This is a genomic window from Microcystis sp. BLCC-F209 (assembly GCF_041928595.1).
Classification (GTDB): Bacteria; Cyanobacteriota; Cyanobacteriia; order Cyanobacteriales; family Microcystaceae; genus Microcystis.
Genome location: NZ_JBHFLL010000290.1, coordinates 12,102 through 28,873, shown reverse-complemented (window position 1 = coordinate 28,873; position 16,772 = coordinate 12,102). Strand labels below are relative to the sequence as shown.

17 protein-coding genes, 1 tRNA gene and 1 pseudogene are annotated in these 16,772 nt (G+C 45.7%); 6 read left to right on the top strand and 13 right to left on the bottom strand.

Annotated elements, in window-relative coordinates; all coding sequences use genetic code 11:
* Window positions 1-324: 324 nt before the first annotated feature.
* Window positions 325-417 (bottom strand): annotated as a pseudogene (locus ACE1AQ_RS18600) (transposase); the annotation flags it as partial.
* Window positions 418-1,055: 638 nt separating this feature from the next.
* Between ACE1AQ_RS18600 and ACE1AQ_RS18595 the strand changes: the two are divergent.
* Window positions 1,056-1,862, top strand: coding sequence for an MlaE family lipid ABC transporter permease subunit (locus tag ACE1AQ_RS18595; protein WP_008200884.1), 807 nt, complete (start codon window positions 1,056-1,058; stop codon window positions 1,860-1,862).
* Window positions 1,863-1,952: 90 nt separating this feature from the next.
* Here the strand turns inward: ACE1AQ_RS18595 and ACE1AQ_RS18590 are convergent, their stop codons facing one another.
* Window positions 1,953-2,069 carry a DUF4351 domain-containing protein gene (locus tag ACE1AQ_RS18590; RefSeq protein WP_071989031.1) on the bottom strand — a complete coding sequence of 39 codons (117 nt, stop codon included), beginning with the start codon at window positions 2,067-2,069 and terminating at the stop codon, window positions 1,953-1,955.
* Between the two features lie 164 nt (window positions 2,070-2,233).
* On the bottom strand, window positions 2,234-2,572 hold the full coding sequence (locus ACE1AQ_RS18585) for a hypothetical protein (protein WP_106908234.1): 339 nt from the start codon (window positions 2,570-2,572) through the stop codon (window positions 2,234-2,236).
* A 260-nt stretch (window positions 2,573-2,832) separates the two neighbouring features.
* Between ACE1AQ_RS18585 and ACE1AQ_RS18580 the strand changes: the two genes are divergently transcribed.
* On the top strand, window positions 2,833-3,882 hold the full coding sequence (locus ACE1AQ_RS18580) for a hypothetical protein (protein ID WP_008200889.1): 1,050 nt from the start codon (window positions 2,833-2,835) through the stop codon (window positions 3,880-3,882).
* 278 nt (window positions 3,883-4,160) lie between these two features.
* On the opposite strand, the gene ACE1AQ_RS18575 is transcribed toward ACE1AQ_RS18580, so the two are convergent.
* From ACE1AQ_RS18575 to ACE1AQ_RS18545, 7 genes are all read right to left on the bottom strand, one after another.
* Window positions 4,161-5,408, bottom strand: a complete 1,248-nt coding sequence (locus ACE1AQ_RS18575; protein WP_008200891.1) for a glutamate-5-semialdehyde dehydrogenase — start codon at window positions 5,406-5,408, stop codon at window positions 4,161-4,163.
* Window positions 5,409-5,430: 22 nt separating this feature from the next.
* A complete protein-coding gene (locus ACE1AQ_RS18570) occupies window positions 5,431-5,838 on the bottom strand; it encodes a hypothetical protein (RefSeq protein WP_008200892.1) in 408 nt (135 codons plus the stop codon).
* 171 nt (window positions 5,839-6,009) lie between these two features.
* Window positions 6,010-6,081, bottom strand: a tRNA-Gly gene (locus ACE1AQ_RS18565).
* Between the two features lie 72 nt (window positions 6,082-6,153).
* A complete protein-coding gene (locus ACE1AQ_RS18560; protein WP_110544983.1) occupies window positions 6,154-6,495 on the bottom strand; it encodes a hypothetical protein in 342 nt (113 codons plus the stop codon).
* A 57-nt stretch (window positions 6,496-6,552) separates the two neighbouring features.
* The gene (ribH, locus tag ACE1AQ_RS18555) at window positions 6,553-7,098 is read right to left on the bottom strand and encodes a 6,7-dimethyl-8-ribityllumazine synthase (RefSeq protein ID WP_008200898.1); all 546 of its coding nucleotides are present in this window, start codon (window positions 7,096-7,098) and stop codon (window positions 6,553-6,555) included.
* Window positions 7,099-7,227: 129 nt separating this feature from the next.
* Window positions 7,228-7,416, bottom strand: a complete 189-nt coding sequence (gene psbZ / locus ACE1AQ_RS18550; protein WP_004160875.1) for a photosystem II reaction center protein PsbZ — start codon at window positions 7,414-7,416, stop codon at window positions 7,228-7,230.
* A gap of 362 nt (window positions 7,417-7,778) precedes the next feature.
* Complete coding sequence (locus ACE1AQ_RS18545; protein ID WP_008200901.1) at window positions 7,779-8,234, bottom strand: CopD family protein; 456 nt, start codon at window positions 8,232-8,234, stop codon at window positions 7,779-7,781.
* Between the two features lie 113 nt (window positions 8,235-8,347).
* On the opposite strand from ACE1AQ_RS18545, the gene ACE1AQ_RS18540 reads away from it, so the two are divergent.
* Entirely contained in the window at window positions 8,348-11,047 is a 2,700-nt protein-coding gene (locus ACE1AQ_RS18540; protein WP_110544985.1) for a CBS domain-containing protein, read from the top strand.
* Here the strand turns inward: ACE1AQ_RS18540 and ACE1AQ_RS18535 are convergent.
* Window positions 11,044-11,208 carry a hypothetical protein gene (locus ACE1AQ_RS18535; RefSeq protein ID WP_002733784.1) on the bottom strand — a complete coding sequence of 55 codons (165 nt, stop codon included), beginning with the start codon at window positions 11,206-11,208 and terminating at the stop codon, window positions 11,044-11,046. The two genes, ACE1AQ_RS18540 and ACE1AQ_RS18535, sit on opposite strands and share 4 nt — an antisense overlap.
* A gap of 437 nt (window positions 11,209-11,645) precedes the next feature.
* Window positions 11,646-11,939: an RNA-binding protein gene (locus ACE1AQ_RS18530; RefSeq protein ID WP_008200907.1), complete on the bottom strand. Its 294-nt coding sequence runs from the start codon at window positions 11,937-11,939 to the stop codon at window positions 11,646-11,648.
* Window positions 11,940-12,180: 241 nt separating this feature from the next.
* Here ACE1AQ_RS18530 and pheS point away from each other — a divergent pair, with 241 nt between their 5' ends.
* The 3 genes from pheS (at window position 12,181) to ACE1AQ_RS18515 (ending at window position 14,736) form a co-directional block, all read left to right on the top strand.
* Window positions 12,181-13,185: a phenylalanine--tRNA ligase subunit alpha gene (pheS, locus tag ACE1AQ_RS18525; RefSeq protein ID WP_008200909.1), complete on the top strand. Its 1,005-nt coding sequence runs from the start codon at window positions 12,181-12,183 to the stop codon at window positions 13,183-13,185.
* Window positions 13,186-13,198: 13 nt separating this feature from the next.
* A complete protein-coding gene (locus ACE1AQ_RS18520) occupies window positions 13,199-13,543 on the top strand; it encodes a DUF4870 domain-containing protein (RefSeq protein ID WP_080754337.1) in 345 nt (114 codons plus the stop codon).
* A gap of 74 nt (window positions 13,544-13,617) precedes the next feature.
* Window positions 13,618-14,736: an FAD-binding oxidoreductase gene (locus ACE1AQ_RS18515; protein ID WP_110544986.1), complete on the top strand. Its 1,119-nt coding sequence runs from the start codon at window positions 13,618-13,620 to the stop codon at window positions 14,734-14,736.
* Between the two features lie 55 nt (window positions 14,737-14,791).
* On the opposite strand, the gene ACE1AQ_RS18510 is transcribed toward ACE1AQ_RS18515, so the two are convergent.
* Window positions 14,792-16,618 (bottom strand): RNA-binding domain-containing protein, encoded by a 1,827-nt coding sequence (locus ACE1AQ_RS18510; RefSeq protein WP_288125293.1) that lies wholly within the window; start codon window positions 16,616-16,618, stop codon window positions 14,792-14,794.
* Window positions 16,619-16,772 lie beyond the last annotated feature (154 nt).

The window sequence follows — 16,772 nt, the reverse complement described above, 5'->3', positions numbered from 1 at the left end:
ACATTTGCAGAAATACCGACAATCAGCAATTATCAGTGATTCTTGAATTATCACAGATATATCAGCAGCTGCCTGTAAGCATCCCACCGAAAAGCTAATGCGCTGCCGGGTTTGGGGGGTTCTACCCCCCAAAAGCTGGGATTGAGTAATAAAATCGGAAGTAATGCCCAATTTTATCAGAGAGTTTTTGCGTAAAAATCCCAACTTGCTAGATTTACAAAAATAAGATGTACCCTGCTTTATCCCTCTCCTCAAGGATACCAAAGTTAGCTAAAATGAAATAATAGGCGATAATCTCATCTCAACAACTTCACCAAAATATTAACGATGGTCGATGAATTGTACTGTACGAATAGCTTCATCTATGGCAGAAAACTGACTTGGTTTGATCACTGCTTTCATTTCTAAGATCATCATTGTTGATTCACCTCAAACAATTTATTTTGTGCTAACTTTACAGTACAGATTGTCAAGATTTTAGTGGACACTGAGCTTGTCGAAGTGTCGTGCTTCGTGTCCCTGAGCTTTTACATTGAGCCTTTTTACATTAAACCTCTTGCATAATTAATTTTTGAGGGTTCAAAAACGGTAAGTAGGTGGGTGGAATTAAATATAAAATGAACGTAGGTTGGGTTGAAGCATGAAACCCAACGCCCGCATGGGTTACGCTACCGCTAACCCATCCTACAAATAATTGTGCCTACCTACTTAAGAATAAGGATTAAATTGCATAAAATCCTTAAATAGACCATTTAATAGACCATTTAATTGATTATTGTTTATTCCTAATTCTCCTGACTCCTGACTCCTGACTCCTAACCCTAACAACAATTTTTGATTTTTACAAGAGGTCTATTGAGCATATCGAAATGTGTCGAAATGTGTCGAAGTGCTGTTTTATATTGGTCGGGGTTTTATCCCGTCCCACTAAGCGCGAGGGTCTCCACCCCGACATTTGAGATAAAAATTCTGCGCTATCCATAGCGTGGCAGAAAATGGGAGTTAGAAGACAAAACAGGATAGACTTTTCTCTAGTCCGATCGATTTTGAGGGCCATGAAGGATTTATTGGCAATTTTTAGCAAGGAATTAAGCTCTTGGTTTCGGCGCTGTTGGTTAGCGCTACTATTAACCGGCAGGGTTTTTTACTTCCTATTCACGCGCAAACCCGATTGGCGCGTCACTCAAGAACAAATGGTGGCAGCTGGGCCCGCCTCACTGATTATCGCTATGATCACGGCTGCGGTGATCGGCATGATCTTTACCATCCAAGTGGCCCGGGAGTTCCAAGCCTTGGGCGCCGGCAGTATGGTGGGGGGAATTTTGGCCCTTGCTCTCGGTCGGGAACTCTGTCCGATTATGATGGCGATCGTGGTAGCCGGTCGGGTAGGATCGGCTTTTGCGGCGGAAATCGGTACCATGAAGGTGACAGAGCAGATCGACGCACTCTATATGCTCAAAACCGATCCCGTGGAGTATCTGGTGCTGCCTCGTTTAATTGCCTGTTGTCTGATGGTTCCCGCTTTGAGTGTTATGGCGTTGCTGATCGGTTTGGGTAGCGGTTTGCTGGTCGGCCAAAGTTTATACGGCATTGCCAATTCAGTTTTTCTCGACTCGGTTCGCGGTTTCCTGCGTGTGGGAGATGTGCTGAGTGGACCGGTTAAAGGGTTGGTTTTTGGGGCTTTAATCGCGATTATCGGCTGTAATTGGGGTTTAACGACCGATGGCGGTGCTAAAGGAGTCGGCCAAGCTACTACCGCAGCCGTAGTCACTATGCTCTTAGCGATTTTTGTATCTAATCTGCTGATGACTTGGATCTTGTTCCAAGGAGCCGGCAATAGTTCGGTTTTATTTGGACAGTAATTTCAGTTAAAAACGCTCATTTTCTCGCCATTGTTCTCAATTCTCTACTGACCGAAAATCTAATCAAGCTTATCCTCAGTTTTATAAATTTTATCGGGAAAGACTGGGGATATGGGCAGATAATTCGGCAGCAATGCCACCTATAGGCCGATTTAATTGACTTAGAAGCAAATTGATGGCTTCTTCTTGTCTTCCTTCCTCAACAATTGTTGAATATTGATTATCCCTAGGTTGAGATTAAATTATCTCCTATAAGTAGGTGGGTGGAATTAAATATAAAATAAACGTAGGTTGGGTTGAAGCATGAAACCCAACGCCCGCATGGGTTACGCTACCGCTAACCCATCCTACAAATAATTGTGCCTACCTACTTAACTATCGGGGAAATGTTTGGCAAGACAATCGGAACAAATTCCTGCTTTGCTAAAATAATCTCCATAGTCTTGTACGTTAGCTGATGCTTGACCACAGTAGGAACAAATTTGAAATATCGTTGCTATCGTTCTCTGTTCGTCAACATCGTCAAAATCAGAAAAACACTCATTACTGAGAATTTCGCCGATATTGACATCGCAAAGGTATGATTCTTTAATTATGTCCAAAACTATCGACTGTTGTTCCTCAAAACTTAGGGACTGAAACGCCTTATTTTTCAAATACAATCGACCTAACATTGCATTGACAGCATAACTAGCTTGATGATCTGACATAATGATAATAGAAGGAATTAAGAGCAGAAAAATAAGCCCAGTAATTTCAGTTTATAGGTATAAATTAAGGGCAAAATAGCCGATTGTTTTGATTTATATCCTAAGACATAAATTGCTATAATGTCCATTCTACAAGTCTTTGAGTCCATCCAAAGCCAAGGAAATAGGCTAAAATAGCTGAAACTCTTGGCAGTTCTAATTTTTGCCAAATAATGATCCAACCCGGTAGCTCCGGGGGTAATCTCAGGAGGATAGAGGTAATGGCCAATTCAGATTCATCCGCCTCAACGGGGGAAAAATTTACTCACAATCCCGCCAGTTTCTTGGCCGCTGCCGGGCAAGTGGCAAACCAGATCGCTCGGGCGGCAAAAACCGCGGGCGAAGCGGCCGCCCAGCAATGGCAGGCAGCAAGCGACTCCGTTCTCGAAGCCGCTAACCCCCTCCTCAAAGCTACCCAAGACACGGGCCAAGTTCTCATGGAAACGGCGGTGGAAGCAGTCAAACCCCTGACCGAACAGGCCAGTCAAGTGGGGCAGACCGCCCTGGAAAAGGCAACGGCAACCGCCGACTCCGTCGTCTCGGCCACCGGGCAAATCGCCAGCCAAATCAGCCAAGCAGTGGATCCGGCGGCCGTTGGCGGCGCTTTCCTGGGAATGTCGGCAGGACAAGTGGCCGGCGGTGTGATCGGCGGGGCGATTGGTTCGGCACTCGGACCAGGGGGGGCGGTTTTGGGCGCTCAAGTGGGTGCTTTTGCCGGCAGCACCACCGGAGCAAAGTTAGGCTATGATGTCACCCACGAAATTGTCCACCCCGAGCCCGGCAAGGCTCAGGCGGGAGCAAATCCCATCGAGATCGCAGAACACCTGAGCAAGAAAAGCGGCGAGAAGCTCGGTGAAACCCTGGGGACGGCGGGCGGCGCAATTCTGGGGACGGTCATCGCCGGGCCCGCGGGCGGCATGGTAGGCGCTCTGGCCGGAGAGGTTTTCGGGGGACAGTTAGGGGAAAATACGGCGGTTGCCTTTAATCAACAAGTGGAGCGGCAAGGAAAGCCCTCTGAGGAAGCCTCCCCCGAGCAGACAGACGTGAGGGATTGGACGATCAAGACGGGCAGTAGTTTTGTCGGGGAAACAGGAAGTGCTTTGGTCGGGAGGGCGATCGGTAAGCTCGTGGCCGGTGCGGCGGGGGCAGAGATCGGTCGGAGCTTGGGTGCGATCGCTGGGGAGCGAATCGACTGGACCTCTCAGCCTCAACCCGGTTCGCTCCCTCGGCCCTCCCAAGAGGGTCAAGAAGAACCCCCCCAGATCAGCTAAGAACAAAATTTTGCCCTTGCTGCTCACTGTCCGAAGTTATTCCCCTTCCTCTCTGCTCTCGCGCTCGACTTAACAAGGGTTTGCGGCAAAAAGTTTTTCGTGGGGGCAGGGTGTGGGGAGAAACAATTCATAACTTGAGAGTTAATCACACTATTAAAAACGGATTTGGTATCACTCCAAGGGTCGGCACTTTTTGAGGAAAAAAAAGTCTAAAAACCTTGTTGGATAAGGTTTTTAGATTTATTCGGCCAACCCTAACAATATCCAGTTGACCACAACTACCCCTGCACCACCTGTTTAAGGGTGGTAAAGGTTTCTAGGTTGATTAAGCCCCGACGCTGGCCTTTTTGGTTGGAAATGCCCAAAAATACCGATTCTCCCTGTTTGGGATTGCGATCGAATCGGGGGGAAGAATTGATATAAACTAAAGCACTATCGGACTCCATGGCGAATTGACGACTTTCTCGATAGGATTCGGTGACAATACAATCGGCATGACCGCTACTATACTTATTAATCCAAGCGATCGCATCAGTAAGGGTATCCACTAACCTAAAGGCCACCGTTTTTTCTAAATAGGGTCTTTGCCAATCATTATCGGTGGCCATGGTTAAATGTTCCGGAAAATCCGCCGCTAATCGGGTATCCCCCCGCAATTTAAAGCCTTTTTCCTGCAAACTTTTAAACAAACGACTTAAAGTCGAAGAATTCTGATGGGGACTAATTAAAACTTTTTCGATCGCATTAACCGGATCGGGTATGCTGCCATGACTATCGATAATTACCTGACGGGCTAACTCCAAATCGCCACTGGGAGACCAATACAAATAACAGTTTCCCATGGCCGCACGCAAAACGGGAACCGTGGCCAATTGACTCACCTGACCGATTAAACTAGGGCGACCGTAGGGAATAATCAAATTAACATAATTTTCCTGGGTCACTAACTCCTCTAGGGAGGGACTACAATCACAGGGTAAACCACTCAGACAATCCAGCGGTAAACCCACATCTTGCAATGCTTCTTGGATAATTTCCGTAATCACCCCATCGGAATGACTAGAAGCATTGGAACCGCGAATAATCAAACTATTGCCACTTTTTAGGGAAAATCCCGCCGCTACCATCGCTAATTCCGGAAAACCTTCATAGACTAAGGCAATCACTCCTAAGGGCATCCTTTGGCAATAGGTTTGGGAAGGATTAAGTTGATAGGCCGCGTTAATTACCTGTTGCAGCGGATCCGATGCTTCCGCTAGTTGTTGTAATACCTCCACCGTCGTCTCTAAACGTTCGGGAGTTAACCTTAACCAGCGAATCATTTGTTCTGAGACAGCCATCTCTCGACTGACTTCTAAATCGAGGGTATTGGCTTCTAAAATGCGATCAAAGCCAGTTTTAATGCCCTTAGCGATCGCAATTACCCCGCGATTTCTTTCGTTGCCATTAAATTGACCTAGAGCCAGAAAAGCATTGTATGCTTGCTTAAAGATCGTCAGGGGGGTTTTGGGGGAACTTTCGCTCATAAATTGATAGATTGATTGTTGTCTAGCGTCGATAGGCTAACCAAAAGATGAACGCAGGCAAAATAACTAATAGCATAACTAGAATTGCCCCAAAAATTACGCTTACCCCCGGCGGTGATTTTAAAATTAAGGGTAGCCAGACGATCGATAATAACAGAATTATCCCCATCATCAGGGGTAATACCTCTTGCCCAAGGCGCTGATTGGTACTCACCCAACGAAATCCCGTCCAGCGCCAAGTGCGTTTATAGGGATAGTGGGGGGCTAATTGTTCGATAATTTGACCGTTTTCCTGGAGCACAAATATCTGTTGACAGCGATCGCAACCAAAGGCATCGGTCAATAAAATTGGGCATAATCTCCCTTTCCGACGACAGGGACAGGGATAGTCTTGGTGTTGGTCGATTTTGGTATATTTATACGGTCGCACAAGCTAAATTTTTGTTTATAAACGGTTGTTTTTAGTCGCCTGCGGTCAATAGCTAAGGGATTCAACGGTTGCCCCAAATCCTCAACCCTATTGCTCACGGGTAATTCCCATCTTAAGGGATGCCTTTGAATTATTCACCCCAATATTAAGATTTATTTCCTGATTTTTCTAAGCGGGCAACGCGATTCGAACGCGCGACATTCACCTTGGCAAGGTGACGCTCTACCACTGAGCTATGCCCGCAAGCCTTTTTTTTCGCACTCTTCCAATCTTGCCAAATCTCAGCGCATTTGTCAAGTGGTTTGGAGTATTTTTTTACAATGATTCATTTTCCGGCAAGTCCCCCAAACCCGTAATAGCTTCGAGAACCACTTCTATCTTCGCCTGTAGTCGGTTGAACTGATGTTCCAAGCGATCAAAACGCTTGTCAATGGCGGCGAATTTTTCATCCACTGCGGCAAATTTTTCATCCACTGCGGCGAATTTTTCATCCACTGCGGCAAATTTTTCATCTATATGCCGTTCCATAGCCTCAAAAGCTTCTGTAATCCGCCCCTCTGGTTCTAGGTCTAATTCCAGAGTCTTGATCCTCTCGACAGCGTTGACTAATTGCCGTCTGAGTTGGTTAATATATTTGTTCTGTTCAGCTTCGCTCATCAGTGGAACTCCGGGGGAGTGGGGACAGCTAAAACCCTCAATGCTGGCGGAATTTTCCTAGCCTTCTATCAGTGCCTGTTGGGGATTATTTTGCAATAATTCTAGGGGTTTATCTTCATCCCGGGGACGCAATTGACGCATGAGACTAGCCATTTCTAGGGCAGATAGGCCATAATTCCAGCCCAAATTACTTTTAATACCGGCCCGTTCGAGGGCCTGTTGTAGAGTATCAGTGGTGAGAATACCGAAGACAACGGGAACACCCGTCTGAAAAGCGGCCGCAGCGATACCTTTAGCGGCCTCGGCGGCAACGTAGTCAAAATGGGGCGTTTGGCCGCGAATAATTGCCCCTAGACAAATAACGGCATCGTAACGGTGGGAAAGGGCGACTTGACGGGCTACCATTGGCACTTCAAAGCTACCCGGTACCCAGATATAATCCACTTGAGTGCCATCGGGATTAACATCAACCCCGTGACGCTTGAGACAGTCTTGACAGCCTGATAACAGTTTATCGGTGACGAGATCATTAAAACGACCAATCACGACCGCAAAGCGCAAAGAGGATATATCCTCGGTAAAATTTCCCTCAAAAACAGTCATAAGGTGTGGGGTGTGGGGTGTGGGGTGTGGGGTGTGGGGAGGTGGGGAGATGGGGTAGTGGGGAGGTGGGGAAACTGTCTCATCACCCTATCACCCTATCTCCTCCTGTCTCCTGACTGCTGATCAAGGCTAAATCACTAAAAAGTTTAAAATAGCGACGGCAACCACTAAAATTGCCCAAATTGCCGAACCCAGATAGAGAAGGGGTTTCGATTGGTCCCAGTTTTGGGGGGAAGCATAGGCAACGGGGACACCAATTACCATCAGCAAGGAAAATAAAACTAGGGCAATGAGAAAAAATTGAAAAACAATAGACATGATTGGGTTCTCCTAAAGCAGTTGATCTTTATTTAGATAATTCTCCCAGATTTGATACTTGTATGGAAGAGCCTCGCTTCCACTCAACCTTAACTGGACGATCCTTCCTCTAACTCCTGCCTGAATCAGGGTTTAAAGGATATATCCCCGTCAGACCGAATCCACGAGCATATTAATTTTACTGCCAGTGACTATCTAACCGCAGCGGGGCTGAAAACTTTTTTCCATTGTCTATCCTTGCCAACAACAGCAGGGCAAGGGTTAGGTGGGAAAAGGGACTCTCTATGATCCCTTACCCAGATTAGCCTATTTTGGCGTTTTCGCCAAACCTAGCCTATAAAGGTCTCCAGACTGCTGAACTGCTAAAAGCTAATGGTCAAGCCCCCCAAACGGATGCCGGCACCGAAAATGACGAATAATACTGCTAGAGTGGTGACGGCGACTATGTGCAGGGCGAGGAAATTTAAGTTTTCCTCGCTCAGTTGAGGAAGGAGAAAAAAGCGGGAATGAAGGGCCAAGATGAGAGTTAAGAGCAGTAAAGCTAACTTAATTCCTATATAAACCGACAAAAAACTATCAAATGACCAAAAATCACGAAATCCGGGCAAATAAATCCAAGTCAGTCCTAGGCCTGTTATCACCTGCAACAATAGCGCAGATAACCCAAAACCTTCAAAATATTGCTCAAATTGACGAATTCGGTCTGGTTCTCGGTTTTTGAGGGCCTGGGGTAGAACGGTGACTGCCAACAATAAATGACCACCGGCCCAGACGGTCGCCCCTAGGGTGTGGAGAATTACTAAAATTTTGAACAACATCGGTTTCTCTCAGTCATGATTTGCTAACTTATAGTTCTTGACCCGGTTATTTCCGAGCATTTAGTAACAATAGATACAGAAAAAATCTCGATAACTTCTCCTTACTAAAAAATATGGATTTAATTTTATGTCATCAAACGGCGGATTTTGACGCTTTGGGGGCAGCGGTGGGTTTATCGTTGCTGAAAGCGGGTAGTCGCATTGTGTTAACGGGGGGAGCGCACCCAACAGTGAGGGAATTTTTAGCCCTGCATCGGGATGAGTTCGCTTTAATTGAAATGCGGAGTGTCAATCCGGCCCGTATTCGCTCTTTAATTATCGTTGATAATCAGTGGCGGGAGCGTCTGGGAAAAGCTTCCCAGTGGCTCGATTTAGACCATTTACAGGCGATCGAATTGTATGATCATCATTTGGATAGTGAAAGTGATATTCATGCCTCTAGCGTCCATTTAGAAGGGGTGGGAGCCACCACGACTTTAATTGTCGAAGCTTTACAAAAAGCCCAGATTAAACCAAACTCGATGGCAGCGACGGTAATGGCGCTCGGTATTCACGTTGACACGGGTTCCCTGACTTTTGCCGGTAGTACCCCCAGGGATGCCTATGCTTTGGCCTGGTTAATGACCTGTGGTGCTAACATTAAAACGATCGCCCAATACTGTCAACCGAGTTTTTCCCCGCGCTTACAGGAGTTATTTAGCCTTGCCTGGGAAAATCTAGAGATTAAAACGATCCATGGTCGTAAAATCGCCCATGTTCTCCTCCATACTGCCGATTTTATCCCCGGTTTGTCTAGTGTAGCCGAGCGCCTACTGGAATTATCCGATAGTGATGCGCTACTTTTCGGCCATAGTTATAGTAAAGACGAGGAAGATAATTCCCGACAGCGTTTAACTGTGATCGGTCGCTCTAGGATCGATGGAGTGAATCTATATCAGCTTTTTTCCCCCTATAACGGCGGTGGTCATGCTCAGGCCGCTTCGGTGAGTTTTCGCGATGTTCAGCCGGCACCACAGTTAAACCAACTGCTGGGGGACTTAATTGCCCAAATTCCTCCTTCTCCCACCGCGAGGGATTTAATGTCTTCCCCAGTGCGAACAATTCGTCCCGATACTTCTATATCTCAAGCCGAGCGCATCCTTTTCCGTTACGGCCATTCGGGTTTATCGGTGGTAGATGAACAGGATCGCTTAGTTGGGGTGATTTCTCGTCGTGACCTCGATTTAGCTCTCCATCACGGCTTTTCTCACGCTCCTGTGAAGGGATACATGACTTGTAATCCGAAAACTATTACCCCCGACACTTCCCTTCAGGAAATCGAGTCACTGATGGTAACGTATGATTTAGGGCGTTTACCTGTACTAGAAAACGGGCAGTTAGTCGGTATCGTCACTCGTACAGATGTATTAAGACAGATTCATCAAAATGAGCGGGTGCGCTTTGAAGGGGTTGCTTTGGTTTCCTGTCTTTTACCAGCGATTAAAGAGCGTTTAGAGCCGATTTTATGGTCATTCCTGCAAGCTGCCGCCACTGCCGCTCAACAACGGGGTTGGCATCTCTATCTGGTTGGGGGTGCGGTGCGTGATTTACTTTTAGCCACAGAAAGGGATACTTTATTGTTACAGGATATCGATTTAGTGGTGGATGGCTGCCATCGTGCCGCCAGTGTGGGTGCGGGGGTGGAATTGGCTAATTGTTTACAGGAAATTTATCCGGGGGCCCGGTTATCGATTCACGGGGAATTTCAGACGGCGGCTTTGTTATGGCACAAAGATGAGCGTTTTGGCTCTTTATGGGTGGATATCGCCACGGCACGCACGGAATTCTATCCCTATCCCGCCAGCAATCCCCAAGTGGAGGCTAGTTCGATTCGACAGGATTTGTATAGAAGGGATTTTACGATTAATGCTCTGGCAATTCGCCTAACTTCGCCGAAAGAGGGGGAATTACTCGACTTTTTTGGCGGTACGTTGGATTTACGCGCCCAACAAATCCGGGTTCTCCACGCTAATAGTTTTATCGAGGATCCGACGCGTATCTATCGAGCGGTGCGTTTTGCCACTCGGTTAGGATTTGTTATTGAACCCTTGACAGAAAGCTATATTAGGTATGCGATCGAAAGTGGAGTTTATGAGCGCTCACGGCAACAAAATCAGAATGCACCTGCTTTACAGTCCCGTTTAAAAGCGGAGTTGAATTATATTTTAGAGGCGGATTACTGGGAAATTGCCTTAGAAAAGTTGGCTGAGTTGGGGGCTTTGCACTGTTTACACGGGGATTTAAGTTTAAATCGGGCTTTATGGCGACAATTGCGCTGTCTCAGTCGTTGGTTAGATTGTTTAAGTCTGGAATTGCCGGTGAATGCTTGGTTAATGCGGTTGGAATTATTAATCGCTTCTCTGGCTGTGGGGGAAAGAATAGCGATCGCTAATAATTTACAATTGCCCAAAGATAGTCTGGGGCGTTTACAAAAACTAGAAGTTATGGAAAAGGAGATTAGCAATAATTTTGCTTATGATCGACCCATTAGTCAAATCGTCAGCTTTTTCAAGGGTTATCAGGTTCCTAGTTTGTTACTGGTGGCGGTTAGGAGTCAGACTAGGATGCGGGCTTTAATCTGGCAATATTTAACTAAATGGTCGCAGATTGAGGCTCCTATCGACGGCAATGACCTAAAAGCTTTGGGTTATCAACCGGGTCCCGGGTTTAAATCGTTACTTGCGGCAGTCTTGGGGGCGACTTTAGATGGAATAGTCAGCAATAAAAGCGAGGCTAGGGCTTTTATTGCTAGATTAACTAAGTCAGCAGATTAGGTATCGGCTGCCCCTTCATTTTCCGAAGATTGTCTTTGATCGCTGGAATAACCGCCTCTACCTCCTCTGGTGGTGGTACGATTAGACGCGGCCCGGAATTGACGAGCGTAGGCGCGGTTGCGTTCAGCTTTTTCTTTTTTCAAATTACGACGTTTAGCCACAAGAATCTCCTTGGGATAATAGATAGACAAGCGGGGAAACGAGCGCTCGCTTCCCCTATTGACATTGACACTCTCCGCACTTTTCGGGCGGAGATTCTTGGGCTGAATCCTGCCTCTACTAGCAACGCTAATTTTGGTCTTACAGTTTCATGTCTAGTCCGACTACACCTATAAGGCCAGCACTCTTATGGACTACTCCCCAAGCGTAAATTTCTGTGTGTCCCACAGTATTTAATTGTTTGGCGTTCTGACAGTTTGGACTTAATTGAACACCATTGACTGTCAGAAATTTTGAGATGACGGAGTAGGACGTTTAACCTGTTTGCTCACGTTCTCACGGTCGGAACCACCTGCAAACATTCTACCACAAAGCCGTCCTTTGAGGAGGGGGTTTTAAAACCAAACCTCCGATAACCTAGAATGGTTACGATCGGGGATTAGTAGCGACGATCTCGACCACGATCGCCGCCAGCGAAGGAAGGTCTGGGTTCTTTTTCACGAGCTTGATTGACTTTTAATTCTCGTCCCATCCATTCGGCACCGTTAAGAGCGGCAATAGCGGCCGATTCTTGCGCTGGGGTTTCCATTTCTACGAAAGCAAACCCGCGTTTTTTTTTCGTTTCCCGGTCGATAGGAAGGTGAACGCGCTTAATTTTACCATATTCGGTAAAAACCTCCACTACGTCTTCTTGGTTAACCTCGAAGGGGAGATTACCAACATAAATTGACATAAAAGCTATCCTTGCACAGATAAAAACAACAGATTTTTAGAGAACCAAGATTTCGGGAACTAGCTGAACCAATACTAAACAGAAACGCTTTGACCATTAATACTGACAACGAGCCGCAGTGCCGACTTTTATTCTCAACTTCCATCCTAGCATATAGCTATTAGCTTTGATCGATGCTGCCGCTCTCGCCACCCGAGCAGATAAACTAGACTAGAATGCTGCCCTATAAAATGCCCTAATTATGAGTTTATCCCCCCATCCGATCGAAACTGCCCTAAAAACCCTGGCAGGGAAAGCGGAAAATTCCATCGAACAAACAACAACCCTAGAAGACTTAGAACAGCTAAGGGTGAATTATCTGGGTAAGAAAGGAGAATTATCGCAGATTTTACGGGAAATGGGCAAATTAACCCCCGAAGAGAGACCGCGCCTCGGTGCGATCGCTAATGAGGTCAAAGAATTAGTACAATCGCTGCTGGAATCCCGGCGAGAAAGTCTCCAGAATGCCCAAATTAAGGCGAAATTAGCGGCGGAAACCCTCGATGTCACCCTGCCTGCTCTTAGCCGTCCTTTAGGGCGAATTCACCCCTTAAATAGCACAGTTGATCGCATGATCGATATTTTCGTCGGTCTGGGTTACACCATCGCCACTGGGCCGCAGGTAGAAAGCGATTATTATAATTTTGAGGCTTTAAATATCCCTGCTGACCATCCGGCCCGGGATATGCAGGATACTTTTTTCTTGAGGGATGGTCGTTTATTGCGGACCCATACCTCCCCGGTGCAGATTCGCTACATGGAAAGTCACGAACCCCCGATTCGGATTGTGGCCCCGGGCCGGGTTTATCGTCGCGATACCGTGGATGCAACCCATTCCGCGGTTTTCCATCAAGTGGAATTATTAGCGGTGGACCGGGGATTAACCTTTACGGATTTGAAAGGAACAATTAAAGAATTTCTTAAGCAAATGTTTGGGGCCGATTTACCGGTTAAATTCCGCGCTTCCTACTTCCCTTTTACCGAACCCTCGGCCGAGGTAGATGTACAGTGGAAAGGCAAATGGTTGGAGGTGATGGGCTGTGGTATGGTGGATCCCAATGTCTTAAAAGCAGTCGGTTATGACCCCCAAATCTATACGGGTTTTGCTGCTGGTTTTGGCGTGGAAAGATTTGCTATGGTATTACATGAGATAGACGATATTCGCCGTTGTTATAATAGCGATATCCGCTTTCTCCGCCAATTTTAGGGGGATAAACCCGATGGTCATGAGTGAAGATTTAACCAAAAAAAGACTCCTATCTGTGGCTTGTCATGCTTCGATCTTTTTGAGTGCTACGCTGGTATCGGTGGGGATTCCCTTAGCTATTTATTTCATTTCTGATGATGGAACGGTGAAGGAAAACGCCAAAGAAGCTTTAAACTTTCACCTGAATATGTGGTTATACTACCTAATTGCTGGGATTCTAGTTTGGGTTTTAATCGGTTATTTGCTCTTACCGATTCTTGCTGTGGTGAATATTGTTCTTCCCATTCTTGCTATCCTGCAAGTCTGGAAAGATGCCTATAAGGTTTTCCGTTATCCTTTTATTTTCAGGGTTCTGTAATTAATTATCGGGGTTGAAACCTGTTCAACCCTTTTTTAGTCCTATTCCCACTAGAAAAATAGCCTCTGGAGTTTATGACTAAAATTGTCATCATCGGTGCGGGGATAGTGGGGGCCACCATTGCCTACGAATTAAGCGCCATCGAAGGATTAGAAATTACCCTCATCGATGAAAAAAAACCGGGACAAGGAGCAACTGGGGCTGCCCTAGGGATTTTAATGGGGATTATCAGCCATAAAACCAAAGGGAGAGCCTGGAAACTGCGGCAAGAAAGTTTAAAACGTTACGAAACCCTCCTTCCTGAGCTAGAATCCCTCACCGGACTGACTATTCCCTGTAACCGTGATGGTATTGTCCTCCTGCGATCGAGTGCCGAAGACGAAGAAAATTGGCGCAAGTTAGCCCAAATCCGCCAAGAACAGGGATATTGTCTAGAAATCTGGGATAAAGAGACTTTGAAGCAAAAATGTCCCCAGGTGGCCGGGGAGCATCTCCAGGGTGCTATCTATTCTCCCAGTGATCATCAAATTAACCCAGTCCTGCTCACGGAGGCTCTCGTCACTGCTGCGGCAAGAAGGGGGGTAAAATGTCAATTTGGGGTAAAAGTTGAAAATTTCGGGAAGACAGAGCTTCAAGACTCTAATTTGAGGCAATGCACCCACGTTTATAGTTCCAATGGTATAGAGGAAACCGACTCTTTGATTCTTTGTGCGGGAATTGGTTCCACTGCTTTAACCGAAACTCTTACCCATCCAGTGGAAATCCGACCGGTTTTAGGGCAAGCTTTACAGATCAAATTGACTCAGCCCTTAGAAAGTTCCGATTTTAAGCCGATTTTAACGGGAAATGACCTGCATATTCTGCCTTTGGCCCGAGCAGAATACTCGATTGGAGCAACGGTGGAATTTATGGACGAAAAGGGCGAAATTATCGCCGATACTGCCCTGTTAGAACAAGTATATCAAAAGGCGATCACTTTTTGTCCCTCTTTGGCCGCGGGTGCGATCGTGCGTACTTGGTCCGGTAAGCGACCGCGACCGGAGAAAAAATCCGCTCCCATCATCGAATATTTGCCCGGATACGATAACGTTATTCTGGCCACGGGACACTACCGCAACGGGGTTTTATTGGCCCCCGCTACCGCTAAAATCGTCAGGGAAATGTTAAGTGGTAAGTTAGCTATCGATCGCTAAATTAGTGGCTTGCCGATGTAGTCCCCTTAATCTCTCGGATTTGAAGAGCGGGTGTTTACTCATCTTGCGCTGATAGGAAATGCGATCGAGATACTGTTCGATAAGCTTGTTGAGGATGGTTCCTTAGTTGGGGGTGTTTAAGCTCCAGCAATCCCTCATCTATCATCGGGTTGACATAGTGATTACGAATAGTATCAGGTTCTCTTCCGAGCAGTTGAGCTAATGTTCCGAGGGGTAGATATTGTTGGGAGCATAGTTCAAGAATCACTTTTCGTACCGAGTCTTTACTAATGCGGCCTTTTCTGCGTATGGGTTCAGCAATTGCCTCTAACTGTTGGTAATGTTCGGAGCTTGGTGGGTAATGTTCGGAGCTTGGTAATAGAGAAAGTTGCGCTGAAGAATTCTGGTTCGGTAGGGTGTAGCGTGTTCCCCGACACTTACCTGACTGGTGTAACCAGCCATTTTGAACTAAATTACGAAGGCGTTCGCTAATATCTCTGGGATGTTCTGATCGATAACGCTGAATGTCAGTATTACTAATTTCCTCAAACTGATGCGCTAATACTAATATTATCCTATCAAGATCACCTAACTGACGGTAAGCATCCCCGATAATCCTTTTTAATTCCACTTCAACTGCTTCGGGAATAAAACTTGTCATCGGTAAATTAACAGATGTAACTTCTAGGTCAAGTTTTTCCGAAACTAGGGGACTCAACCATTGTTGTTCTTTCCAAGCACGAAGAATTTTCCCAAATCCAGAGCCAGCTTTTTCACCTAATCCGAGCATTTGAAACATTTTTTGTAGATGAGGATTACGAGGATCGCTAGTACCGCCTTCATAGAGACGCTGTAGGGGAATTCTCAGACGACCGGGATTAGAAAACAGATAGCCATCGATAGATTTTACCACCTTTATAGGCCGTGACGACTGGTGATCGGCGTGGATTAAAGTATTAACTAAAGCCTCTCTTAAAGCTTCATGAACATGGGTTTCATCTTTACGAACGGCATCTTTGTCTAATTGAAAAGGAACATCTAAATTATTAATTAATCTGCCATAAACACGATAATAAGAGTTAAGTAAATTAGCTTCCCATTTACCATCAAGAGTTAAGCGATATGTCCATCTTTTTTCAGGATCATCAGATAATTTTTCCTGATAGTCGAGACTATAATGGGGGAAAGCATCTAAAATACTGCGTTCTCGTCCAAACATGAGTAAACCCGCTACAGTTAATCCTTCTTTGCTAGAATTTCTATCTCGTCGCCATCCTCCTAACTGATGGAGTAATTGTTGATCATTGTATGCTAACCAAGGATGATCGGGTTCGCGATTGCTGAACCGTTGGCGAAATACTTTCAGAGTATCAGGATCAATATCGTTGAGATTAAAATTATCTAAAACTTGAAAATCTTGAGGTTCATTGCTGGCATCGCGAAACATTTGCTCTATTTCCTCCTTATGACAGCGATAATCTCCCTCATAATTTCGCTTATATGTACCAGTCATTGGGTTATTGTTAATATATACAGGACGCTGAGTTCGGGTAGCTCTAGGAATATGAATAATGAGAAGCTGATATTCATTAATCTTTTTTACTTCTACGTCTGAATTAGAACAGATAGATATATTCAGTTTTTGTCGGTTGTTGTGGTTATCCCAAAACTCTTGTTGAAGATTTTTAGGGTTACGCACTCCTGTAATTTCTAATCTAGGTTTCTTTTCGCTAACACCCAAAATAATGTAACCGCCATCGGTATTAGCGAAAGCTGAAAGAGTTTCCCAAATGTCTTTTGGCAAGCCTCCCTCGGCTGATTTAAACTCATATTCTTGGTCTTCTCCAATATCAATTTGCTGCAGTATTGTGTCAATTTCCATGCTAAAATTCGGCGATAAATTTATGGATGCAGTTTTTGCGGTGAAAATGAGCAACTAGGCTGAGTTCTAGGTCGGCTAAAACTCTGAGACTATCGTCGGCTGAAAGTTCGATGTAGAAGTCATGGTAAAAGATACTTAAACAAAACTGATCTTA